General features: G+C 50.5%; 21 protein-coding genes. 9 read left to right on the top strand and 12 right to left on the bottom strand.

What is annotated here, in order from left to right:
- Positions 1–624 (top strand): macro domain-containing protein, encoded by a 624-nt coding sequence (locus ABEB26_RS17860; RefSeq protein ID WP_345723398.1) that lies wholly within the window; start codon positions 1–3, stop codon positions 622–624.
- 145 nt (positions 625–769) lie between these two features.
- Complete coding sequence (locus ABEB26_RS17855) at positions 770–2209, top strand: hypothetical protein (RefSeq protein WP_345723397.1); 1440 nt, start codon at positions 770–772, stop codon at positions 2207–2209.
- Between the two features lie 50 nt (positions 2210–2259).
- Here ABEB26_RS17855 and ABEB26_RS17850 read toward each other — a convergent pair whose 3' ends face one another.
- Positions 2260–2949 (bottom strand): CvpA family protein, encoded by a 690-nt coding sequence (locus tag ABEB26_RS17850; RefSeq protein ID WP_345723396.1) that lies wholly within the window; start codon positions 2947–2949, stop codon positions 2260–2262.
- A gap of 134 nt (positions 2950–3083) precedes the next feature.
- On the bottom strand, positions 3084–4526 hold the full coding sequence (locus ABEB26_RS17845) for an SPOR domain-containing protein (RefSeq protein WP_345723395.1): 1443 nt from the start codon (positions 4524–4526) through the stop codon (positions 3084–3086).
- Between the two features lie 236 nt (positions 4527–4762).
- Here ABEB26_RS17845 and ABEB26_RS17840 point away from each other — a divergent pair, with 236 nt between their 5' ends.
- Both ABEB26_RS17840 and ABEB26_RS17835 read left to right on the top strand, forming a co-directional pair.
- Entirely contained in the window at positions 4763–5962 is a 1200-nt protein-coding gene (locus ABEB26_RS17840) for a M20 metallopeptidase family protein (RefSeq protein ID WP_345723394.1), read from the top strand.
- Entirely contained in the window at positions 5959–6918 is a 960-nt protein-coding gene (locus ABEB26_RS17835; protein WP_345723393.1) for a M28 family peptidase, read from the top strand. Before ABEB26_RS17840 ends, ABEB26_RS17835 begins: the two co-directional genes overlap by 4 nt.
- A 59-nt stretch (positions 6919–6977) precedes the next feature.
- On the opposite strand, the gene dnaA is transcribed toward ABEB26_RS17835, so the two are convergent.
- Both dnaA and ABEB26_RS17825 read right to left on the bottom strand, forming a co-directional pair.
- The gene (gene dnaA, locus ABEB26_RS17830) at positions 6978–8396 is read right to left on the bottom strand and encodes a chromosomal replication initiator protein DnaA (RefSeq protein ID WP_345723392.1); all 1419 of its coding nucleotides are present in this window, start codon (positions 8394–8396) and stop codon (positions 6978–6980) included.
- 342 nt (positions 8397–8738) lie between these two features.
- Positions 8739–8951 carry a zinc ribbon-containing protein gene (locus tag ABEB26_RS17825; protein WP_345723391.1) on the bottom strand — a complete coding sequence of 71 codons (213 nt, stop codon included), beginning with the start codon at positions 8949–8951 and terminating at the stop codon, positions 8739–8741.
- 295 nt (positions 8952–9246) lie between these two features.
- On the opposite strand from ABEB26_RS17825, the gene carB reads away from it, so the two are divergent.
- The 3 genes from carB to ABEB26_RS17810 all read left to right on the top strand — a co-directional run bounded on the left by carB (position 9247) and on the right by ABEB26_RS17810 (position 13866).
- Positions 9247–12444, top strand: a complete 3198-nt coding sequence (gene carB / locus ABEB26_RS17820) for a carbamoyl-phosphate synthase large subunit (RefSeq protein WP_345723390.1) — start codon at positions 9247–9249, stop codon at positions 12442–12444.
- A 176-nt stretch (positions 12445–12620) separates the two neighbouring features.
- Positions 12621–13262 (top strand): cyclase family protein, encoded by a 642-nt coding sequence (locus ABEB26_RS17815; RefSeq protein WP_345723389.1) that lies wholly within the window; start codon positions 12621–12623, stop codon positions 13260–13262.
- Positions 13263–13311: 49 nt separating this feature from the next.
- Entirely contained in the window at positions 13312–13866 is a 555-nt protein-coding gene (locus ABEB26_RS17810) for a hypothetical protein (protein WP_345723388.1), read from the top strand.
- Positions 13867–14048: 182 nt separating this feature from the next.
- Here the strand turns inward: ABEB26_RS17810 and ABEB26_RS17805 are convergent, their stop codons facing one another.
- Both ABEB26_RS17805 and ABEB26_RS17800 read right to left on the bottom strand, forming a co-directional pair.
- Positions 14049–14966 carry an ADP-ribosylglycohydrolase family protein gene (locus tag ABEB26_RS17805; protein ID WP_345723387.1) on the bottom strand — a complete coding sequence of 306 codons (918 nt, stop codon included), beginning with the start codon at positions 14964–14966 and terminating at the stop codon, positions 14049–14051.
- A gap of 100 nt (positions 14967–15066) precedes the next feature.
- The gene (locus tag ABEB26_RS17800; RefSeq protein ID WP_345723386.1) at positions 15067–16233 is read right to left on the bottom strand and encodes a lipase family alpha/beta hydrolase; all 1167 of its coding nucleotides are present in this window, start codon (positions 16231–16233) and stop codon (positions 15067–15069) included.
- Positions 16234–16534: 301 nt separating this feature from the next.
- On the opposite strand from ABEB26_RS17800, the gene ABEB26_RS17795 reads away from it, so the two are divergent.
- The gene (locus tag ABEB26_RS17795) at positions 16535–16813 is read left to right on the top strand and encodes a hypothetical protein (RefSeq protein WP_345723385.1); all 279 of its coding nucleotides are present in this window, start codon (positions 16535–16537) and stop codon (positions 16811–16813) included.
- Between the two features lie 36 nt (positions 16814–16849).
- Here ABEB26_RS17795 and ABEB26_RS17790 read toward each other — a convergent pair whose 3' ends face one another.
- From ABEB26_RS17790 to ABEB26_RS17775, 4 genes are all read right to left on the bottom strand, one after another.
- A complete protein-coding gene (locus ABEB26_RS17790) occupies positions 16850–18055 on the bottom strand; it encodes a hybrid sensor histidine kinase/response regulator (protein ID WP_345723384.1) in 1206 nt (401 codons plus the stop codon).
- A gap of 337 nt (positions 18056–18392) precedes the next feature.
- The gene (locus tag ABEB26_RS17785; protein ID WP_345723383.1) at positions 18393–19493 is read right to left on the bottom strand and encodes a pyridoxal phosphate-dependent aminotransferase; all 1101 of its coding nucleotides are present in this window, start codon (positions 19491–19493) and stop codon (positions 18393–18395) included.
- A 20-nt stretch (positions 19494–19513) separates the two neighbouring features.
- Positions 19514–20287: a class I SAM-dependent methyltransferase gene (locus tag ABEB26_RS17780; RefSeq protein ID WP_345723382.1), complete on the bottom strand. Its 774-nt coding sequence runs from the start codon at positions 20285–20287 to the stop codon at positions 19514–19516.
- Between the two features lie 7 nt (positions 20288–20294).
- Entirely contained in the window at positions 20295–21350 is a 1056-nt protein-coding gene (locus tag ABEB26_RS17775; RefSeq protein WP_345723381.1) for an STAS domain-containing protein, read from the bottom strand.
- A 393-nt stretch (positions 21351–21743) separates the two neighbouring features.
- On the opposite strand from ABEB26_RS17775, the gene ABEB26_RS17770 reads away from it, so the two are divergent.
- Positions 21744–22460, top strand: a complete 717-nt coding sequence (locus tag ABEB26_RS17770) for a peptidylprolyl isomerase (protein WP_345723380.1) — start codon at positions 21744–21746, stop codon at positions 22458–22460.
- Positions 22461–22463: 3 nt separating this feature from the next.
- Here ABEB26_RS17770 and ABEB26_RS17765 read toward each other — a convergent pair whose 3' ends face one another.
- Both ABEB26_RS17765 and ABEB26_RS17760 read right to left on the bottom strand, forming a co-directional pair.
- Positions 22464–23102 carry a carbonic anhydrase gene (locus tag ABEB26_RS17765; RefSeq protein WP_345723379.1) on the bottom strand — a complete coding sequence of 213 codons (639 nt, stop codon included), beginning with the start codon at positions 23100–23102 and terminating at the stop codon, positions 22464–22466.
- 109 nt (positions 23103–23211) lie between these two features.
- Positions 23212–23928, bottom strand: a complete 717-nt coding sequence (locus tag ABEB26_RS17760) for a carbonic anhydrase (RefSeq protein WP_345723378.1) — start codon at positions 23926–23928, stop codon at positions 23212–23214.
- Between the last annotated feature and the right edge of the window lie 42 nt (positions 23929–23970).

The raw sequence follows: 23970 nt of genomic DNA, 5'->3' as shown, positions 1-23970 counted from the left end.
ATGCAGATCATTCTGGCCGATGTTCAACCAGCCATGGTCGCCGCATGGCAGCAAATTTGTGGCGATTTGCCGAATGTCAGCATTCAGCATGGCTCAATTCTCGATTGCGCTACTGATGCCGTGGTCAGCCCTGCCAACAGTTTTGGTTTTATGGATGGCGGCATCGATATGCTCTATAGCCGCTTTTTTGGCTGGCATGTGCAAGAACGCTTGCAAACGATCATTCAACAAGAGCATTATGGTGAGTTGTTGATTGGCAATGCTGCGCTTGTGCCAACCGATCATGCCAAAATTCCCTACGTGATTGCGGCCCCAACCATGCGTGTGCCCATGATTTTGCAAGGCACGGTCAACCCCTATTTGGCCTGCCGTGCAGTCTTGCTGTTGATCAAGCATGGGCGTTTAGCTGATGGTCAAGCAATTGCTGATGTGGTTAAAACCGTGGCAATTCCAGGCTTGGGAACTGGGGTTGGGCGGGTTGAACCAAAAATTTGTGCCCGCCAAATTCGCGCCGCAATTGAGGAAGTCGCTGCACCAGCATTCCCGTGCAGTTGGTGGGAAGCTCAAGCCCAGCATCAATGGCTGTATGGGGCTGATCCACGCGATTTACAACGCGAAGAATAAGCTGAATCCTCATCAAGGATGAGCGCAAATCACCCGAAAAAACACCCATGCGGGTTCCCTCAAAAGTTTTCTTTTTTAATCTCTTTATGCTAGCATAGGGGTAATCTTTACGACCGCTATTCGTATTCTTGGAAAGGAAGTAGCAATGTCGCGAATCCGCGCTTCATTCCGTCTCGCCATTGTTCTATTGGCAATGTTGTTCCTCGTTGGCCCAGTTTTTGTTGCTCGGGCCCAAGTTAGCCCAGCTCAAACCCAAGCTCCTGCCACCCCCAACGATACCCAGTATCTATGGATTGCTGGCAGCTCGTTTCAAACCCGCGACTCAACCACGGCGTTTGAAACCACTCGCAATGTTAATAATCAACCAACTGGTTGTATTTATGCCACCAGCAGTGGCGAGTTTACCGCCCCAGTCGCCGTGCCTAATGGCGCAACGATCTTGGGCTTGGATTATTATCTCTACGACACCAGCACAACTCAAACCAAAGCTGAGTTGACCCTCAATGATAGCGATATGGTTACTCCGCGCGAATTGATCACGGTGGAAATTTCTAGCTCGGTGGGCTTGACCAACACCTACGCCCCAATGAGTTCGCAATATGCCCCGTATGTGGTCAATATGCAAACCCGTGGCTTGTTCCTTGAGTGGTTTCCCCGCGTAACCAACGCGGCGATGCAATTATGTGGCGTGCGGATCGCCTACACAGCCCCAGCCGAGCCACGCCCATCGACCGACTATCTGTTTATTGTTGGTAGCACCTTGGTCAACACCAACTCTAGCACCGAACATGGCTATGCTGGGGCTGGCTGTACCTTTGTCAAAATCAATGGGCGCACGCTGAATGCCGATGTTGATTTGCCCCAAGGCAGCCAACTGACGGCAGTGCGCAGCTATTTCCGCGATATCAACAGCGCTGATCTAACGGTCAAATTAATTGCATCAAACGGCCAAGGGGTAACCAATACTCTCGCCACCTTGACTAGTCCAGTTTCGAATACGGCGGTGGTGAATGCTGACCAATCGTTGAATTACACCGTCAACGAAAGCAGCGAATCATTGAGCGTTTTGGCCGATTTTGGTGGGGTGTTGAGCAATCAAATTCGCTTGTGTGGGGTCCGTTTCCAATATACCAACCCCAGCGCCAAGCCAAGCCAAGATAGCCGCTTCATCACGGGCAGCACCTTTGTGCCCCGCCGCTCGAACGTCAATTACACCAGCGATGCCAATGGTTGTGTCAATGTAAGCAACGAAGTTGAAGATTTGACCACCAATGTGACTGCACCTGAAGGAGCCAAAGCCGCGCGCGTCACCTTCTACTATAAAAATGCTGCGGCTGGCCCAACCCTCAATCTCTACAGCTTTGTTGGCAGTGGCGATTTTACCCAAATCACCAGTGTGCCAGTGATGGGGACAGATACTCAGAATTCTGTCAACATTAATTATCCAATTGAAAACGAAGAAAAAGGCTTTGCCTTGGTGTGGGATGCGTCGTCGGCAAGCAGTGAATATGCCTTGTGTGGCGCGAAAATCGACTTCCTCTACACCCAACAGATCTTCTTGCCAGCAACCTTGAACAACTACTAAATTCTAGGTTAAACAACAATGGCCGAAATTGCTTCGGCCATTGTAGCATTTTAGGCTGGTGGCTTATCTTTTTTAATCTCAGCCAAAATCAAATCGCGCAAAATCGGGTTGTTGACAGTATCGGGAGCTGGGGGTTTTGGCTCTGGTGGTGGGGGTGGAGTGGCTGGTTTTTCCTCGGCCTTCTTCTTTTCTTCTGGTTTGGTTTCCTTGCCATGAATTTTATAGATCAAGCGTTGCAATAAACGCAGATTGACAATCACGGCAATTGAAACAATCCCAACCAGCAACATCGTCGGAAAGCGCTCGATAAACAACATTGCAACACGGCTATCCGCAGCCCAGACGCTGACCATCAAATCGTTATTATAAACATTGCCATAGCGCAAAATTAGGCTGAGCAGCAAGATTCCATTGAACAAGCCAGCACCAGCGCCAAACCAGCGAGAGCGGCCTTGGGCCAATTGCTTGCGCGACGGCAGCAGCAACGCCCCGCCATAGCCGATGAAAATTGTACAAACCAGCAAGAGAATAATCGAAACCCAAGCGGTCGTATTGGCAATATCTTGATTAAAGCGGGTAGCATTATTTGGCCCCCAAATTGGCCCCCACAATTCGGCTAACAAGGCTCCCAACAAAATGCCAATTAATGTCATGGCCTCACGCTGAATTCCGCGGCTCGCGCCTAAAACCGTTAAGCCCAGCGGAATACCCAGCAACAATCCATTGAAGACTAGACCCACAACAACCTTCCTTTGTGCTGATGGTTTTGCTACGAGCTATGATAGCACAGCCCTTGCTTGATCCGCACAACCAACAAGCGACCTTCCGAAATTCGAAAGGTCGCTTGCAGATACCAGTTTGGCTTGGGTTTGGATTATTGTGAGTTGCCCCGCACGTAGTAGCCTTGGTCGAGGTATTGAGGGCTGAACAACACCAAATCGGTTGCATCAGGGGCTACATCAAACACCAAGGCAATGGTGAAGTTGCCACCAGGTGCGGTTTGTTTTTGGTTGATGTAGGGGAACCCACGGTTGACAAAATCGGGGTAGACATTGGTAACCGCTTCGGAAGCATCGAGATTGGCGCGATAAACCCGCCCTTGAGCATCCTTCAAGACCACCAAATCGGCAGGAACCGTGCGACCGCCGAAGGTATCGGCCATCAACAAGCGTACCGCCACCCAGCGACCTTGGGGCTGGAGATTAATCGCATTGCCATCGGCAATTAAATTACCACCAGCATAGTTGAAGAACCAACCATCAATATTCAATGGAATTGTGCCATCGGAAGGCAAGAAGGCTGGTTGAGCACTACCCAATTGTTGATCAACGGGGAAGGTGTTGGGATCAACCGTTGGCACAACTTGGGTTGGTGGTGGTGCATTCGGGTCGGGAGTTGGCTCGACAATCGGGGTTGCCAAAGCCAAATCAGCCGTTGGCGAAATTGGGTCAGTTGGCCCACCGACAAAGGTTGGTTGTGGCGTATTCAAATTGGCAACTGGCTCAGAATCACCTGAAAGGAAGAATTTCCAAACCACGAAGCCCAACAAGAACAGCAGCAAGACCCCAAGCAAAGCACGGATTAAGGCGCTATTGCCTTGGTTGGTTTTGCGCTTACCGCCGCGTGGCGTAACATTATTGCTTTCAGCCGTTGCTGCCGACAAGGTTGGCGAGCGTCGAACTGGTTTTTTGGCTTCTTCGGGTTTAACTTCGATTGTCGAGATATCGACGCGCTCACGGTTCATGTAGGCATCGAGATCAAGGTCATCGCCAAAATCTGGAATATCGAAATCGACCGATGAATCGCCGCCGCTGCTCTTTTGGCGATCGCTGATCGCGTTAGAATAGCTGCCCAATGAATCCAACGACATGGCAAATTCTTCGTCTGGCGTTAGTTCGCGGGTACGCGCAGGCTCGGCTTTGGCAACGGGCGCAGGAGTTGGCTCAACGGCACGGGGGCTTGGTTGACCCCAATCGACATCAAAATCATCAAATGCGGTAGTGGTTGCTGGCTCCACAAAAACTGGTGCAGGTTCAAGAGCAGGCGGTGGGGTTGGAGCAGCAGACTTCGCTGCAGGGCCACCCAGCGCCTCTAAACCTTGACGAGCCAATTCATTCGACGGATCAAGTTCGGTGACTTTCTCCAGCGCAGCACGCTTTTCTTCGCGATCCTCGGCAACACCAGCCAACCACAACCATGCTTGAGGGTCGTAGGGTGTTTCGCGGGTCAGCAAACGGAAAAGCTTCCGCGCCTCTTCTTTGTCACCCGCACGCGCAGCTTCGATACCGAGCTGCAGGATGCTCTCTTTGTCTGCCATGCGGTCTCCTTGCCTGCACGTATTGTTCCAGGCACTAGCGCACAATTTGTGCCATAAGAGAGGGATACAACGGTATTGGGCGTTATTGTATCACACGCCTTAGATGCGGGCAAAGCCTATTGTTAAGAGTTAGGGGTGATTTTTGGCCAATCTCAGCCTTTGTCAAAGATCAAAATCTGTGTAGCATGACGGTAGTGGTCTTTTCGGCGCAAGCGCACAATTATAAGGAGTTGTCTATGGCTAGTCGTCCAGATTTTCGTTATGTTGCTCATACCTTGGTCGAGCAATTGATCACTGATCGCCGCGATTTACACCAGCATCCTGAACTTGGCTTCGAAGAGTTTCGCACGGCCAAAATTGTGGCTGATCGCTTGCGCGAGTTGGGCTACGAGGTTACCGAGGGGGTTGCAACCACTGGCGTTTTAGGGCATATTCCGGCTCAGCCAGGTGGCAAAGTTGCCATGTTGCGCTTCGACATGGATGCCTTGCCAATCCATGAACAAAACGATGTCGATTATCGCTCAACCGTCGATGGCAAAATGCATGCTTGTGGCCATGATGGGCATGTGGCGATCGGCTTAGGCGTGGCCGCAGCCCTGATGCAAAACCGCGAAGCTCTCGGCACAGGTGGAATTAAATTGCTGTTCCAGCCTGCTGAAGAAGGTGGCGGCGGCGCTCAAAAGATGGTCGAAGCTGGCGCGATGCACAATCCACGGCCTGATATTTCGCTTGGTTTGCATATTTGGGCACCCATGCCGTTGGGTAAAGCCAATGTTCGTTCAGGACCAATCATGGCTTCTGCTGATACCTTTATTGTGGAAATTACCGGCAAAGGGGGCCACGGCGCTCAACCTGAAACCACGGTCGATTCGGTATTGGTGGCTTCGCATATGGTCGTTGCTTTGCATTCAATCGTCAGTCGTAATGTTCACCCTGAACAGCCAGCAGTGCTTTCGGTTGGCTCAGTTCAAGCTGGCACAGCCCACAACATCATCGCCCACAATGCCACCCTGACTGGCACGATTCGCAGCTATGACCCCGAAGCTCGCGAACGCTTGAAACAACGGGTGCATGAAGTGGTGCAAGGCGTAGCGGCAACCTTTGGGGCAACTGCCACCCTCAAATACGATGAAATGTGCCCAGCAACCATCTGCGACCCTGCGGCAACCGCCTTGGTACGTGGCGCGGCTGAAGCGATTTTGGGCGCTGAGAACGTCGATGACAGCGTGCGCACCATGGGTTCAGAAGATATGTCGGTGTTGTTGAATGAAGTGCCTGGCTGCTATTTCTTCTTGGGTGGGCAAACCCTTGAGCGCGAGTTGGGAGCACATCCCCATCATCACCCTGCATTTAGCTTCGACGAAGGCGTATTGCCCTTGGGTGTTGCCATTTTATGCGAAGCCGCAACTCGCTATCTCAACGGGGGCAACGAATGATCCAACGCCTTTGGTTCCAACGCTTGCTGCAACTTGGCATGATCATCAGCTTAACTGGTTGCGGCGCAACGACTGGAACACCGGTTGCCAATCCAGTTCAAACAGTCGCAGCTACAAGTGCGCCAACGATTGTGCCTTTGCCCAAGCCAAGCCTAACCGAAAGCCCACAGTTCAACGGGGCAAACGCCATGGAATTTGCCAAAGTCCAAATGCAATGGATTCCACGCGATACGGGCACACCTGGTTGGCAAGCCAATGGCGATTGGATTGTGCAAACCTTGCTGGAATATGGCTGGGATGTTGAAGAGCAATTTTTCAACGTGCCCGAAAATAAAAAAGGCCGCAATATTATCGCCCGACGTGGCACTGGGCCGTTAGTATTGCTTGGAGCGCACTACGATGCTCGCCGTTACGCCGATAATGATCCCGACCCAACCAAGCGGATGCAACCAGTGCCAGCCGCCAACGATGGAGCCAGCGGCGTTGCGGTGCTGCTCGAATTGGCGCGGGTACTCAAACCCGAACGCCTCAACGAGGAAGTTTGGCTGGTGTTTTTCGATGCCGAGGATAACGGCGGAATTGGCACATGGAATTGGACGCTTGGCTCAATCGACCTAGCTCCCAAGCTCGAAACCACGCCCAAAGCTGTGGTTATCGTCGATATGATTGGCGATGCTGATCAACAAATTTACCTTGAGCAAAGCTCGACTCCCGCCTTACGAGCCGAAATTTGGCAACAAGCTGCCGATTTGGGCTACACCACCTTCATTTCGGAAACCAAACACCATATTCTTGATGATCATACTGCCTTCTTACAACGCGGCTTTAGCGCCGCCGACCTGATCGACTTCGATTACCCGCATTGGCACACCACCAGCGACACGATCGATAAGCTCAGTGCCTCGGCATTAGAAGCAGTCGGGCGCACGCTCGAAGAGTGGCTCACCAAGAATTAAGCAGATTTAAACAAAAATGCCACGATTGATCTGATCGATCAACCGTGGCATTTTTTCGATTAACGGGCGTTTTCGCCGTAGAGTCGTTGGCGCAGCGAGGTGATATCGTTGCGCAAACGAGCATCGCTGGTGAGGTCGTCGGTAATTTTATTGTAGCCATGCATGACGGTTGTATGGTCGCGCCCACCCAGCAACTCGCCAATTTCGACCAGTGAGGCATCGGTCTCTTCGCGCAGCAAATACATCACCACTTGGCGTGGCAACACCACATTGCGCGAACGGCCCCGCCCACGAATTGCCCGTTGATCGATGCCATAATGTTGTGAAACTTCGCGAAAAATATCATCAGCCGTTACCCGTTTACGCCGACTGGTATCGAGCAAATCGGCTAAGGCAGCCGAAGCAACTTCAACCGTGACAGGCGTGCGATTAAGGTTGGCATAGGCAATCACCCGATTCAAACAGCCCTCAAGCTCACGAATGTTGCTTTGAATTCGTTGAGCCAAGAAGTCGATCACCTCTGAGGAAACTGGTACTTGCAAGGTCTCGCCTTTGGCTCGCAAAATCGCCGTGCGGGTTTCGAGATCTGGGTTTTGCACATCGACAATCAAGCCCCATTCAAAGCGTGAGCGTAAACGCTCTTCAAGGGTCAAAATCGCTTTTGGTGGGCGATCCGAGCTGAGCACAATTTGTTTGCCCGCGCCATGCAAGGTATTGAAGGTATGAAAAAATTCTTCCTGCGTGCCTTCTTTGCCTGCGATAAACTGAATATCGTCGATTAGCAAAATATCGATATTACGGTAGCGGATGCGAAATTCTTCGGTTTGTTGGCGACGAATCGCGTTGATCAAATCGTTGGTGAATTTCTCTGACGACACATAGAGCACATTCACTTCAGGATTACGATCAAGCGCATAGTTGCCAATTGCCTGCAACAAGTGGGTTTTGCCTAACCCCACGCCCCCATACAAAAATAATGGATTATAGGCTTGGGCAGGGTGTTCGGCCACCGCCATACACGCAGCATGGGCCAAACGATTGGATGTCCCAACAATAAACGAGGAAAAAGTATAGCGTGGGTTAAGCACTGACGAGCGATTAGGATCGCCCAAGGGCAGTTGATTGAGCATTGGCGCAGGTTGATTGAAACTGGCAAAGCTTGGCTCGGCCACCTCAGTTGTTGGGCTTGGCTCGCTTAGAGTTACGGCAACTGGTTCGCTTGGAGCTGGTGTAGCACTGCTGATAATCACCCGTACATTCACTTGATAGCCTAAAACCTCGCCTAAAGCACGGCGCAGCACACTCATAAAACGATCTTCGATGACTTGTTTGGTGGTGACATTGGGTGCACCAATCACCGCCAAATCGTTGGCCACCGAGACCAATGATGTGGTTTTTAGCCATGTATCGTAATCATAGCGAAGTATTTGGTTTTGCAAGGTTCCAAGGGTAGTAAACCAAATCTGTTTTGTATCCAAAGCCAAAAGCTCCTCTGTGCTGGTGGGTCGTCCAACTCGCCGTTGAGTTCATCAGCCCACAGGAGAGTCGTTGTATCGATGTAGGCAAAATGTAGCTTGCATGATAGCGGATAGTAGCGTTTCTTGGCAAACTCAGCGCAGCATTGCTAACCCGATGTGCATAAGCCACGCTGTGGATATGTGGAAAACCATGTCCAATAAGTGTCAAGCAATCTATTTTGCTCATTAGCATAAGCTAAATGCGTGGGTTTAATGCTTGGGATAGTATGTTGATAGCTAGTGGAATGCTGTGGAAAACTCCACAATAATGGAGACCTTGCAGTCTCCATTATTGTGATTGATTTAGGCAGCACGTTGATCATTTTTGCTACGATTGGGATTATTGCGCCGCACAAGGTTGGTTGAGCCACAAACATGGCATTTGGCATTATGCGGCAATGGGCCAGAGATTTGCATTTCATGATTACATTTTTTGCAGATCAAGGCCTCGCTGGCGAAATCGCTTACATCTTCAAATTGCGCGGTATTAATCATTTTCGGTTTGAACAGCTTCATTGAATGCCTCCTTCGGCATGTGGCGTTGCTGCTTTTACTATAGCTAGCCACGCTGCCGAAGACGACCCATGAAGATGACAAATCAAAGACAATTTGCCCTAACTCTCAACCAGATAAGCGCCCTAATCTAGTCACTTGGAGCTAGGAGCACACAGTTGTAAGCAACGCTTGGTTTGAATTGTGGCAGGCAATTTCATCGTATAATGGCAGCCCGACACACGAACTTGGCTAGGATGGGGCGCGGCAAGCCAACGGCGTGCCTTGCGGGCGTACATCCCCCACTATGGAGACACCGATGCCAAAACGCAGCGACATTCACTCGATTCTGGTGCTTGGCGCAGGCCCAATCGTGATCGGGCAAGCATGCGAATTTGATTATAGCGGGACTCAAGCGATCAAAGCGCTTCGCGAAGAGGGTTTCCGCATTATTTTGGTCAATTCCAATCCAGCTACGATTATGACCGACCCCTCGTTGGCTGATCGTACTTATATTGAGCCGTTGGATGTGCCAACGGTCAGCGAAATTATTGCCCGCGAACGGCCCGATGCTTTGCTGCCCACGGTCGGCGGTCAAACCGCGCTCAATCTGGCCATGGATTTGCATCGTGCTGGCGTGTTGGAGCAATATAATGTGCAGTTGCTTGGGGCAAATGTCGAGGCCATCGCTACCGCCGAAGATCGCGAGTTGTTCAAGCAGGCCATGGATCGGATTGGCTTGCAATCGGCACGATCAGGCATTGCCCGCTCACTCGAAGAAGCCCTCGAATTAGTCAAAGCTACCGGTTTTCCTTCGATTATTCGGCCTTCGTTTACCCTCGGCGGTGCTGGCGGCGGGATCGCCTACAATTCTGAGGATTTTCGGCGGATCGTCGAAGAGGGCTTGAAACTTTCCCCCATTGGCGAGCTGTTGATTGAAGAAAGCTTGCTGGGCTGGAAGGAATACGAGCTTGAGTTGATGCGCGATAGCGCTGGCAATGGTGTGGTGGTCTGTTCAATTGAAAATTTCGACCCCATGGGCGTGCACACTGGCGACTCAATCACTGTTGCTCCGGCCATGACCCTCTCCGACCGCGAATACCAACGCTTGCGCGATATGGGTTTGGCGGTAATGGAAGTTGTCGGCGTAGCAACTGGCGGATCGAATGTCCAATTCGCAATCAATCCCCACGATGGTCGGGTGATTGTGATCGAGATGAACCCACGGGTTTCACGTTCATCGGCGCTCGCATCCAAAGCAACGGGCTTCCCAATCGCCAAAATTGCCGCTAAGTTGGCGGTTGGCTATACGTTGCCTGAATTGCCCAACGATATCACCAAATCAACCCCAGCTTCATTCGAGCCATCGCTCGATTATGTGGTGGTCAAAATTCCCCGTTGGAACTTCGAAAAATTTCCAGGCTCGCAGCCAGTGCTTGGCACAGCTATGAAATCAGTCGGCGAGGCCATGGCCATGGGGCGCACCTTCACCGAAGCCTTGCAAAAAGCCTTGCGCTCGTTGGAAAATGGCCGCATGGGTTGGGGTGCTGATGGCAGTCAACCTGTGGCCCAAGAGCGCTTGCGCGAACTTTTGATCACGCCAACGCCACAGCGAATTTTTGCCATGCGCACCGCCTTTGATCTTGGCTGGACGGTCGATCAAATTCATGAATTGACCAAAATCGATTATTGGTTCCTTGATCAGTTGGCCAGTTTGATTGCGCTCGAAAAAGCAGTGCGCAACTATGATTTGGCGACAATTCCCGCCGACCTCTTGCTGCAAGCCAAACGCAATGGCTACAGCGACCCGCAATTGGCTTATTTGCTGAATGCAACGCCAGCAGAGGTGCGCCAACAACGGCTTGGGCATAACATCAAGCCAACCTATCATCATGTTGATACTTGTGCGGCAGAATTTCCGGCGCAAACGCCCTACCTCTACTCATCGTATGAAACCGAGAGCGAAGCCAACCCTAGCGATCGGCGCAAAGTGATGATTTTGGGCGGCGGCCCCAATCGCATCGGCCAAGGGCTGGAATTTGACTATTGCTGCTGTCACGCCGTGTTTGCTCTGCGTGAGCTTGGCTATGAAACGATTATGGTCAACTGTAACCCTGAAACGGTTTCAACCGACTATGACACTGCTGATCGGCTGTATTTTGAGCCATTGACCTTGGAAGATGTGCTGAATATTGTCGATGTTGAGCAACCAGCAGGCGTGTTGTTGCAGTTTGGTGGTCAAACCCCGCTCAAATTGGCCAAAGGCTTGGAAGCCGCAGGCGTACCATTATGGGGAACCTCGCCAGCCGCAATTGATCGCGCCGAAGATCGTGGCCAATTTGGCGCAGTGTTGGCGGAATGTGGTTTGCGTGCCACGCCTTATGGCTCAGCAACCTCATGGGATGAAGCGCGGGCCATCGCTGAGCGTATTGGCTACCCCACCATGGTGCGGCCATCGTATGTGCTGGGCGGTCAAGGTATGGCAATTATCCATGATCAAGCGGGGCTTGACGATTATTTGCGCCATATCACCGATGCTTCGCCTGAACACCCTGTGCTGCTCGACCGTTTCCTTGAAGATGCGACTGAGCTGGATGTTGATGCAGTTGCCGATGGCGAAACCGTGGTGATTGCTGGCATGATGGAGCAAATCGAACGCGCAGGCATCCACTCCGGCGATTCGGCCTGTGTTATGCCAACCGTTGGCATCAAGCCGCAGGTGATTGAGCAACTCAAAATCGCCACCGATAAATTAGCCCGAGCCTTGGGCGTGGTTGGCTTGATGAACGTTCAATTCGCGGTCAAGGATGATGAAATCTATGTGCTCGAAGTCAATCCACGGGCTTCACGTTCGATTCCCTATGTTGCCAAAGCCAGTGGTGTCGCATGGGCCGCCCTCGCTGCCAAAGTAATGGCGGGTGTGAGCCTCAAGCAACAAGGCATTAGCAGTGCGCCAGCGTTACGCGGCTTCCATGTCAAAGAAGTTGTGTTGCCATGGCGGCGCTTCCCGGGTGCGACGATCGCCTTAGGCCCAGAAATGCGCTCAACTGGCGAGGCCATGGGCAGTGGCGATAGCTTTGGAGCCGCCTTTGCCAAAGCCCAAGCAGGCTGTGGCCGCAGTTTGCCAACCAGCGGCGCAATCTTTGTGAGCGTCAACGACCACGATAAACCAGCCCTCGTGCCAGTTGCCAAGCAATATAGCGAACTAGGCTTCAAAGTGATTGCGACTGCTGGCACAGCCCACTATCTGCGTGAGCATGGCTTGGTCGTCGAAACGATCTACAAAGTTAACGAAGGCCGACCCAACGCCGCTGACTATATTATCAACGGCCAAGTTGATATTATTGTCAATACACCGCTTGGCCGCGCCTCGTTATTTGATGAACAGGCAATTCGCCAAACGGCTTTGCGCCAAGGCGTGATTTCGATCACCACTGTGGCTAGTGCCGCTGCGGTTGCCGATGCAATTCAGGCCTTGCGTCAAGGTGGTTTGGGCGTGCGAGCCTTGCAAGATTAAGCCATAGACCGATTTGCAGCCAGTGGGTTTAAGCCTACTGGCTGCCTGTTATTTAAAAAAAGGAGGGCGTAAATCCTGGGAGTCGTCACAATCATTCAAATGGCTATTTTGTGAGACAATGGAAGCAGCTATTCTAGAGGTATGTGTAGCATGCCTTGCCATTGAAGGAGCCACCCATGGCCCACTTGATCGATATTAGCGTTCCGATTTCGCCAGCCCTGCCGGTTTGGGAAGGCGATCCGCCGATTGAACAAAAACGCGCCGCCGATATGAACAAAGGCGATATTTGTAATGTAACCCGCCTCAACACTGGAGTGCACATTGGCACGCACGTTGATGCACCGCTGCACTTTATCAACAACGATTTGGCGGTTGAAAGCTTGGAGCTTGATCGATTTGTTGGTGATTGTTATGTGGTGGAATTAACTGGCACTGGCCCAATTACTGGTGCAGAATTAGCCGCTGCCAATGTGCCCAGCGATTGTACTCGTCTCTTGCTCAAAACCAGCAATTCGGCCTTTTGGCAAGAAGAACCCCTACGCTTCCATCGCGATTTTCGGGCACTCGACAGTAGCGCAGCCCGTTGGGTGATTGAGCACAATTTGCGCTTGATTGCGATCGATTATCTTTCAATTGAGCCATTTGAGGCTGAGCCAGGCAACCCAACCCACTGTATTTTGCTCGGCGGTCGGGTGGCAATCTTAGAGGGTATCAATTTAACTGAGGTTGCCCCAGGCCCATACAATCTGCTCTGTTTGCCCTTGAAAATTCTGGGTAGCGATGGTGCTCCAGCTCGGGCCGTGCTTCAACCACGTTAATTGCGAAAACTTGCTACAGCCAGTTTGTGGCAATCTTGGGAGTTTTACTATGTTGCATACCATTGATCTTGTGGTTGAGCCGGTAACCGATCCACGGATTACGCTTGTTTTGCAAGCCTTGCGTGGTATGTATCTCAATGGTGGCGTGATTTTTCGCAGTATTCGGCCAAATGATGCATCAGCGTATGATAGTTTGTTTGCCAATACGAACCTTAATCCCAGTCATCTAATCTATCGGTTTCTCAGCCATCCCACGCTTAATCGCGAATTGCCCGAGCTAGGGTTACCTACCGAAATTCCCTTTGATCTGCCGCTGACGTTTTATAGCGGCTATGAATATGAAGGCGCGTTAACCCATGCCTTGGTCAGCGGCGGAGCCTACACCAGCTCGTCATTTAGCGATGGTGATGCCCGCACAATGAGCAAAGTCTGTGTCGAGGCTATGCTGGGCGGCGAAATGGCCACCACCACGGTTTGCCGGATTGAAGGCCCATGGGCACCCTGGTTTAATTCGAGCCAATGGGATCGAAGCTTTGCTACCTTTAATCATGGTCAGCGCCGCTGGACGCTCTTATGTTTGACTGATACCAAGCATACCAGCTAACTCCCTCACCCCCGAGCCCACTCCTTTCAAGGGTAGGTTTTAACAATCATGGGTGGGATTCGCCGTCGATATTCATGCCCTCACCCCCTGACCCCCTCTCCCGCCCAGCGAGTGAGGGGGAAACAATTAAACCAAAAGCCCCTCTCCCGCCGCCGTGGGAGAGGGGTTGGGGTGAGGGAATATTAATAATTCAAACGATACAGCCGCTCAGCAAATTCAACAATCAAATCGTGGCTAACAATCGGCTCGCGCCATTCAGCAGGAATTTCAGCTTCACCATAGTAGGCTCCAGCGATTTGACCATAAATTGCGGCGGTAGTGTCGGCATCGTGGCCCAGATTGGCCGCCATCAAACAACCTTCACGAAATGAATTGCTCTTTGCAAACGCCCACAACGCAGCTTCAAGCGAACGCACCACATAACCAGTGCCTTGGATTTCGGGCGGTTGGCGTTGCCAAAATGAGCCAGCGGCAATCTCATCAATATCAGTTTGTAATGGTTGTTGCTGCCAATAATTGGCAATTGGGCTATAGCGTGGGGCCAGCAATGTCGCTTTATCCACGCCATTCAATGCCCCAATCAACAAGCCAGCGAAATAACGACAAGCATCAACCGCCGCTGCTGCGCCATGGGTTGTGCGCGAACTATCGACTGCCAGTTGCATGGCTTGCTCAGGCTGGTTGGCGTAGGCCAAAACCACTGGAGCCAAGCGCATCAACGAGCCATTGCCAGCAGTCGCAGGGTCGGTCGAGCCGCTGTAGGGGTTGCCCGTGCGTTGAAAGGTGCTGAGCGCGTTGCCAACCGTAATTCCACAATCAAAACACGAGCCAGTGCTGCTCATATAACCATAATCGCGCCAGCGACAATAGCGCTGCATTTGATCCGCCGCATCGAAGCCTTGGCGCTCGATCAAACTGGCTGCAAGGCACAACGCCATCGAGGTATCGTCAGTCCACGCACCTAATGGCAAGTTGAAAGGCCCACCACCCACCATGTCAGTCAACGGCTTAAATGAGCCTGGCGGGCTAAATTCCACCGTTGTGCCAACTGCATCGCCAACCGCCAACCCCAACAAACAACCACGATATCGCTCAAGCATAGCCACCTCATCAACGTTGATGGATTCATTGTAGTGCTGCAATGGTTCTTGTCTATCAGTTCTCGGTTGCAATCTTAGCAGCATTCATGCCAGATTCAAGCTATTGCAACCATGCCAAAATCTGCTGATAGGCCGCTTGATTGGCGAGCATGCCAAAATGATGAGTTGCATAAACAATCGCTTGCTGGGTTGCAGGAATAGCTAAATTATGACTCGACTGCTTGGGATCGTGGCCTAAGGCGCTGGCAACCGCCACCAAACCATCGCCCCGCAGCTTGCTGAGGCTTTGATGTTCTGGCGAACGGGTCGCCGCCAAGGCATAGCAGGCAACATGAGCGGGCAATGGCAGCAAGTCAGGGCGATAAGCAGGTTGTTCAAATCGATCAAACGTTGGCTGATCGTGCGGTAAAATCGTGCCATAACGCAAATCGGTGATACCAGCGCTGCGCAAACGGGCAATTTGGCCAAATAAGGCGCTGTAGCGATTGCGCTCAAGCACATAATGTAACCACGCGCCGTAGCGTTCAAAGGCTGAGCCATGGTGTGGAGTGGCCAAAAAAACTAATTTAGTTAACCGTTGGCTCCAGCTATGGCCCAACTGCTCAGCATAATAACAGGCACTTCGCGCTACAAGCCCACCCATACTATAGCCAAGAATCACCAATTCTTCGACGGGCACAGGCCAATCAACTAGCAGTTGTTCGAGCAATTGACTGAGTTGCTGGCCATTCTCGGCAATATGTAAACCCGTGTTATAGCGCACATGAATTGGGCTATAGCCAAGGGTTGCGGCGGCAGCTAAACCATGATCATGGCCTTGCTGCTGGAGTTGTTGCTCGTGCATACAAACCCCATGGATATAGAGCAATAGGCGTGATTGGGGTGCGGCAATGGTAGCTGGCTCAAATTCGGCTCCGGCTACCCGCAAACTCATATTCGTGTGCAAGGGATTGTTGCTAGCAACCAAATAATCGCCCATAACGCCATTCAAGGCGGCAATCAGATCGTCGCGTTGGCGTGATGAGACTTGCTGCGAGTTGGCCGTGCTGAGTGCTCCAAACAGCTGATCAAGGCTCCAGCCAACTAAGCGGGTAATGCCATGAATTTGGCGATAGACCAAGCCTGGAATGCCACCAATGCGGCGATTGGGGCGGCGCATAATCGTGGCAAACAAGCCTTCGCTAATGTTGGTCACCTGGGTTGTCGCCTCGATCGCCAAGCGGCTGATGCCTTGAAGATCACGACCATACAAATGGGCTTTGGACATAACGCCTCCACGATTGCAACCGAATTTTGAGCTGTGGCGAGAGTGTTTCTATCAGCTATTGTACCTCAGATAGCCAAGCCTCAGCCCCTTGTATGCTATACTATGTTAAGCTTCTTCGATCAATGTTGCAATGATTAAGTAGATTCAGGATGATACGATTTGCCGGTATCGCTTGCATCTATGGAATCTTCTCGCGCTTAATCAACTACCTATAGCTGCTAAACCGTACAGTATTGATCCTCAGCCAATTGATTATTGACTTCGCGGAATGCCCCACAACCCTATGAAACGAGGACGATGAATGACTCTGAAAACTTATATTCATACCCGTAGCCAACGCTTGGCTGCTAATGCGGCTGCCAAAGAACGCTTGTTGGATGAACGAATTGCCCGGGTTGTTGCCGCTGCGCATATCGCTGAGGCTGCGCGTTTGGTCGAAGTCTGCCCAAGTTGTAAGCAGGCTCCCTGCCAAACGCCACGCAGTTGTACGATTCGCTTACGGGCCATAACCCAACATGACTTACGCCGAGAAGCTGAATCGACGAGCATGTGGCAGCAGAAACACGAGTTGCCATATTAAATTAAACCTAACCCTTGTGGCGCGAATGGTCACAAATCAACTCAATGAGCGTTGGCGAATTAGCACTTCATCAAGCTCATTGATCAGGGTTGGGAGTTCGACCAAGCGATTTGGGCGTAGCGTGCAGGGAAACTGTACTGTCATCGTGGTTCCGCTCCCCAGTTCACTGGTAACCGTAATCGTGCCATCGTGCTGTTGAACCAGATCTTGTACAACCGCCAAGCCAATGCCATAGCCCGTGCCACCCTGAAGTTGTGCGTTGGATGCTCGAAAAAATTGATTGAAAATCTTTGGCAACGCATTGGATGGAATGCCAATGCCATAATCTTGGACTATGATCTGACCATCGGCTCGCAAGGTTAGGGTAATTTCACTATGCAGGTCGCTATATTTCAGGGCATTTAATAGCAAATTATGAAAGATCTGCATTAATCGCCCATAATCGCCATCAATCCACACTGCTACCTCGGGTAGGCGCAAGACCAACAAATGCGGCGCTCGCATACCTTGAATTGAAGCGACGACTGCCCGCAACACAGCCCCAAGCTCAAGTGGCCGCCGCTCAAGTTTGCCATAATTGGTCGCCATCTGAGTTGAATCAAGCAAGATGCTCACCAAGCGACTAATATGAATTGTTTGCAACCGCATCGTATTGAGCATTTGGCGCTCACGCAGCGGAATGCCACCCCAACTAGCAACTCGGCGCTCGAATAGCTGAATATAGCCAAGCAAAATACTCATCGGCGTTTGAATTTCATGAATCGCTACATCAAGGTTTTGTTCAAGCTGTTGGGCTGCGCTCATGGCGGTCGCTAAGGCGAGGGTTAATGCTTGGACTTGTTGTTCGGCCACGCTTTGGGCAACAATCGCTCGAGCATAACGAATGGTTCGTTGAAAGACACTTGGGCTAAGGTCACTCGTTAAGACATAATCATGTGCACCGCTATGCAGCGCATGCAAGGCAATCGACTCATCAGTATCTTCAGCATACACAATTACCGGACAAATGGGAGCCTTCGAACGGATTGTTTGAAGCCAATTAAGCTCATCAACGTGGGCTGTAAGCGCGACAATCACTACATCAATTCGTTGTGTAGCTAAAATATCAAGTGCTTGAGCCACTTCAGTAACGGTCACAAGCTGGTAGCGCACCGCCTGAATTGCAGTAATCAGGCTCGTAATCTGCCTCGTTGCCTGCCCATTCTGATCAAGCAGTACAATCCGAACATGGTGAAGATCCATAAAATTCCTGTCTCGTGGCATGGCCAGCGATTGTGGGATAAACGCAACAGTTGTGGTTATGCAATCTGTAGCAAACAGGGCAGCATCAGCAATTGGGTTGGTAGATGGTTAATGTTGCGAGGTCATTGCGCCGATTGGCTAAAACCAACATAGTTTTGGTGTTAGATTTTGATGAGCAACCTTGGAGCAATCCGCGAGCCAACGGCTATCGTGAGAGGGTTATGATCGAATTAAATTGGCTTGATGTTGGTTGGACGAACCAATTTGGATGTCTTGGTAGTATAGCATTTGCAGGAGTATCCTACAAATCGCAGGTTGATCCGAAGCCTATTCACCGTTATTCAAGTGTTAGCATTGTTTGGGTAAAGGCTTTTAATGCTGCTTCAATTAAATTGCTAGGGCCGCCAAAGCCAATCCGCAAATGCTGATGATAGGCCGAGCCGAAAAATTGCCCAGGCACACAGCCAGTTTGTTGGGCTACGTGCTCAATTTGGGCTTGAGCACGCATTATTCTGGGGAAATAGGTGCAGCCTGTCGCTGGAATTGCACCGCTGATCAACTCACTTTCAAGCAATGGCTGCACATAGTGTTCTAGCAATTGGCGATTGGCGGCAACATGGGCTTGGGCGGCTATTTGATAATTGGGTAATTGTTCGATAATACTTGCTGCTAAATATTCGGTCAACGGCGAGCCAATGTTGATCAAATCAAGATAGGCTGAGCGCAATTGATCGAGCAGCTGGGGCGCTGCCATAATCCAGCCACAACGCAGCATACTCAGCCCATACACCTTAGACAGGCTGTTGATACCGATCCACTGTGGGCCTAGCTCGGCTACTGAGCGAAATGGAGTTTGTGCTGCCAAATGCCAATAAATCTCATCAACCACAATCGTGATGGGGGCAATGCCAAGGGTATCGGTGGTTTGATTGAGGGTTTGTTGCAAGCGAAGCAGTTGTGGTTGGGCGCTCAATGCACTGCTGGGGTTATGCAAATTGCTGATTAACAACAGCTTGGTGCGGGGCGTAATACTGCTCGCCAATTGATCTAGTTGCAATTCAAAGCTACTGGAATCGCGTGGACAAGCACTCCAAGTGGCTCCTCGGGCGGCGACACAACGGCTCAATGGCTCATACTGCGGGGTTTCAATCAAGGCATGATCGCCTGGTTGCAACAAGGCTTGGCACACCACCGCCAAACCACTTGAAGCCCCAGTCACAATCAACGGCGGATACATGCTGCTATGCCACGATTGGAGAGCTTGCCGAAGTTGGGGATGCCCCCAAGGGTTGGCTTGTTGGGCCGCTTCAAACCATGCAGCATCAGCCAATTGTTGTTGGATTACGCTCCGTAGATTAGGCAAATAGACGCTGCTATTGCTTAAAATCGCAGTGGCAGGCTGTTGTTTGGCCCATTCAAGATAGAGTGTTTGTGGCATAGCAATCGATTTTCTGATGATTAAGCTTTGCGAGCAACCACACAAAACAGTTGTTCATGCGGTTCGGCTAATTGCCAAGCAAAACCCTGATAAAGGTGAACCTCAACAAATCCCGCTTGCTCAAACAGCGCTTTAATTTCAGCTTGCTGATACGAACGGGTCGCCGGATCACGTTGATGCAATTCTTCAGCAATGACTTGACCAGCCTGAATTTTTTGATAACGATCGTTGGTTGCCTCGCAATGGCTGGTTGGATCGAAACGTGACCAACTTTCCCGCCGAAATACTACGCCATCACTGCTGCGGGTAGCCTCATCGGCAAAGGTCGATTCTAATGGGTCATCAGGTTGCCACAGGGTCATAATCGAGGCGGCCACTACGCCACCTGCTAACAAGTGAGCATCCACATGTTGCAGTGCTTGTTGCACGAGCGCTGGCTCGGTAATTAATTGCAATGAGCTTGAGGGAATTAAAATCGTGGCATATTGGCGGGGCAAGTTTAGATCTTCAAGCTGTTGTTGATAGAGATTTGGCTTAAGGCCTACGGCTTGAGCCTTGAGCCGACAGAGTTCCAACATATCGGGGGAATTATCAATTCCGTCGATATCAATGTCTTCAGCCAGATAATCAAGCAATAAGCGGCCCGTCCCACAGCCAATATCAAGCACAGGCTGCCCGTGTTGCGCAATCAATTCACGATAAAAAAAGCGATCACTCCAACCAGAAGTATCGCCTCGCAGCACATCCCAAGCTTCAGCCATCAGCCCATGATATTCATAATCAGGTTGAATCATTCAATAATTACCTCTTGGTATTATTTAATTGGGTTAACGCTTCAATTGCATCAGCGATGGTAGCATAGGTGGTTGGTAAAACGGTATGTAAATCCAAATCAACAAACATATGGGCGGTTTTTGGCTGAATCCCAGTCAGAAAGACTTTTGCGCCTAAGACATAAATTGCTTGTACCAAACGCCGTAGGCCTTCAGCAAAACTCTGATCAACACTGGTAACGCCAGTAATATCGAGCAGGACAGTTTGAATCCGCTCACGATAAATGTGCTGTAACACAAGTTTCTGAATTTTCTGCAAACGATCGTTGGAAACATAGCCCACAATCGGAATAACCACGGTATCAGCCAAAATCGGAATCGCCGGAGTTTCAAGCGCATCGATCACATCAAGTAATTTTTGCTTTTCAAGGTTGTCATGGTGCAGTTGGTCGTTGAGCGCAATTTGATCAAAGCGAGCTTCTTCAGCATCACGCGCCCGCAAAAAAGCCTCATTAGCACTTTCTTCCAAGCGTTTAACTGCCATATTAATCACCAGAGCAGTAACAATCAACATGCTCAGGGTGGCAACAACTTGAATAATCAATGACAAAATTGCGCTACTATCAAATTGGTAGGGTTTGAACCATTGATTATATTCCGAAATCATTAATAACGTTGAAATAACAACCGATAAGACTAATGGGTAAATTGTATAGCGAAATCCAATTAAAATAGCACTAACAATAATCAATAAAATCGAAACTAATGCCATAAATGAGGGAACATTAAATACTACAGCTAAAATTGCACCTAATACAATCGAGGTCATAATAAAGAAAAATGCCCCACGCCGTGGATAGCCACGCCGAATCCAATATTGGCTGGTTACAATAACTATAACACCACACACAGCTACAACCGTCATAATTACAAACGGGATTGTGCGGGCTTGGGGAAAGACGAGGGCAATCAGCATTATCACGCTGAGCGTGCCGGTTGAAGCTAAAATGGTACTGAGAATTTGGTTAAGCAGGGTTTGTTGAATTTGGCGATACGATTGACCGATTGATTTATCTGCTGCCATGAAAAGCTCCCAAGACCCTAGCAATGTGAATTGATGCTTGGGGCTATTATACTCTAGGCCTTGCTGCAATGGTAGTTATGATTGTGGCAAGTTGATGACAGCAATGCCTCATTTGAAACATGTAGCAGTAATTTAATAGGCTATGATTTAACAACCATTACCCAGCCCCTTCGCCTTAACGCAGAGGATGCGAGGCTATTGGCTGAAGGCTAGTAGCTATCGGAACATTTGTGGTATCGCAAGTATTTCGCTAGCCAATAGCTCATAGCCTATAACCTTATTTCGTGTAACTTCGTGTCCTTCGTGGATCAAACCTTAGCCCCTGATCCCTAACCCTTAATCCCTGCTATAATCCCACGGTGATTTTTTATGTCCTGTGAGGAGCCTTAACCAATGCGACGAACAACCACAATTGCGCTGTTAGCGCTCGTATTAACCGCCTGTGGTTCAGCCGAATCAACCGCAATTCCAACGATCGAAACTCGTCCAACCACCGCCCCAACTGCTGAAGTAGCCCCAACCGAGGCGAGCAGCACAGGCCGCCCAACCAGTGCTCCCAGCGATAGTGGCAACACTAGCAGCCCTGGCATGCCCAAGCAATATGCCAGCGAGCCAGCAATGACGATCGATGTTAACAAGCAATATATCGCAACCCTCAAAACCCAAAAAGGCGATATTGTGATTGAACTCAACGCCAAAAATGCTCCACGCACGGTCAATAATTTTGTATTCTTGGCTCGCGAAGGCTTCTATGATAACGTGACCTTCCACCGCGTGATTCCAGGCTTTATGGCCCAAGGTGGCGATCCAACTGGCACTGGTATGGGTGGCCCAGGCTATCAGTTTGTCAACGAATATGAAGATACCACCAGCAATTTGCTTTTCGATAAGGCTGGGGTTTTGGCCATGGCCAACGCTGGCCCCAATACCAATGGCTCACAATTCTTCATTACCTTGGCTCCAGCCCAACACTTGACCCCCGATGCTTATACGATCTTCGGCCAAGTGACTGCTGGTCAAGATGTCGTTGATCAAATTACGCCTCGCGACCCAGGTATGGGTGGCGCACCAGGCGATGCGATCTTGACAATCACGATTGAAGAAAAATAAACCTTAATCAAGTGGCGTAGTCAATAATTCGACTGCGCCACTCACCAAACTATAATACGCCCCTACAATCCTCAATAGGCCCGCTTGCTCACGCTGAGCTAATAATGGTATTTGCTGCAACTCAGTCACAGTATGCACCACATTTGCCCGAATCGCTGCATCCAAGCGGTCGGGAGCATGAATATCAATTTCATCAACGGCTGGGCGCAGATGCTCAACTAACACAGCAATTCGATCGGGTGCAGTTTGATGCTGATCAAGCATGTTAATTGTGGCGCGAACTGCCCCGCAATGCTCATGGCCAAGCACCACCAGCAACGGAATTTCCAGCACATCAGCGCCAAATTCAATGCTGCCAACGGTTACTTCATCGATCGCATGGCCAGCGGTGCGAATCACTAACAAATCGCCAAAGCCACAATCAAACAATAATTCGGGAATCACTCGTGAATCGACGCAGCCGAGGATCATGGCAAATGGATGTTGGCCTTGGGTTAGTTGTTGGCGATATAAACTATCGTGATGAGGTTCGAGTGGGAGGTTGGCGACGAAACGGGCATTGCCAGCTAGCAAATAGGCCAGCGCCGCCGCCGCATCAACGGTCAATGTTTGCAGATCTGGCAAAACAACAGGTGGAGCCATCGGAAAACCTTTCCTTGTATGCAAAGCATCATTGCTACCAGCATATCAAGCCTTGGCTCCAACACTGTTATGGTTCCGCTACCCAAGATATGTATCTAATGACCAAGATCTAGAAAAATTCGACTGTGCCGCTATCTAAATGGTAGTAGCCGCCGATAATGCGAACTTTGCCTTCAGACTCCATTTGGGCCAACAATGGTGCTGCTTTCAAGGCAGCTACGGTCAATTTGGTATTTTCGCGCACAACCGCATCGACTAAATCGCTTGGTTCTTGACCCGAAGCCTTGACGGCCTCAACCGCAGGCCGAATGTGCTCAACGATTGCGGCAATTTGGTCGGGCGCAGGCTCGTTTTTCTCAACCGATTCGATCGTGGCAGTTACCGCTCCACATTTTTGATGGCCCAAAACCATCACTAAGGGAATGCCCAACTCAGCAGTTCCAAATTCGATGCTACCAATTACCACGTCGTCAATAACTTGGCCAGCCGTGCGCACCACAAACAAATCGCCAATCCCACGATCAAACACCACTTCTGGCCCAACCCGCGAATCGACACAGCCAACAATCGTGGCAAAGGGGTTTTGGCCTTTGGCAGTAGTTGTCCGGCGATTAGGATCTTGGTTGGGGTCAACCGTAAGATTGGTCACAAAGCGGGCATTGCCATCTTTGAGCATTTGTAAAGCACTATCGGCGTTAAATTCAGTTGGCTCGGCGGTTGCCGCAGGCTTGCTTGTTTCGCCTACTTCGCAACCAGCCAATAAACCTAACGTCGCAACTCCCGACACACCTAAAAATTGTCGTCGCGATAGTTTGCGCACATCCATGAGTGCTACTCCTTAGATAGCTAGAATCAAACTGGCCCATTA

Origin of the sequence: Herpetosiphon gulosus, from assembly GCF_039545135.1 — a bacterium.
Taxonomy (GTDB): Bacteria; Chloroflexota; Chloroflexia; order Chloroflexales; family Herpetosiphonaceae; genus Herpetosiphon; species Herpetosiphon gulosus.
The sequence above is the reverse complement of the archived record's forward strand: the minus strand, read 5'-3'. Positions and strand labels throughout refer to the sequence as shown.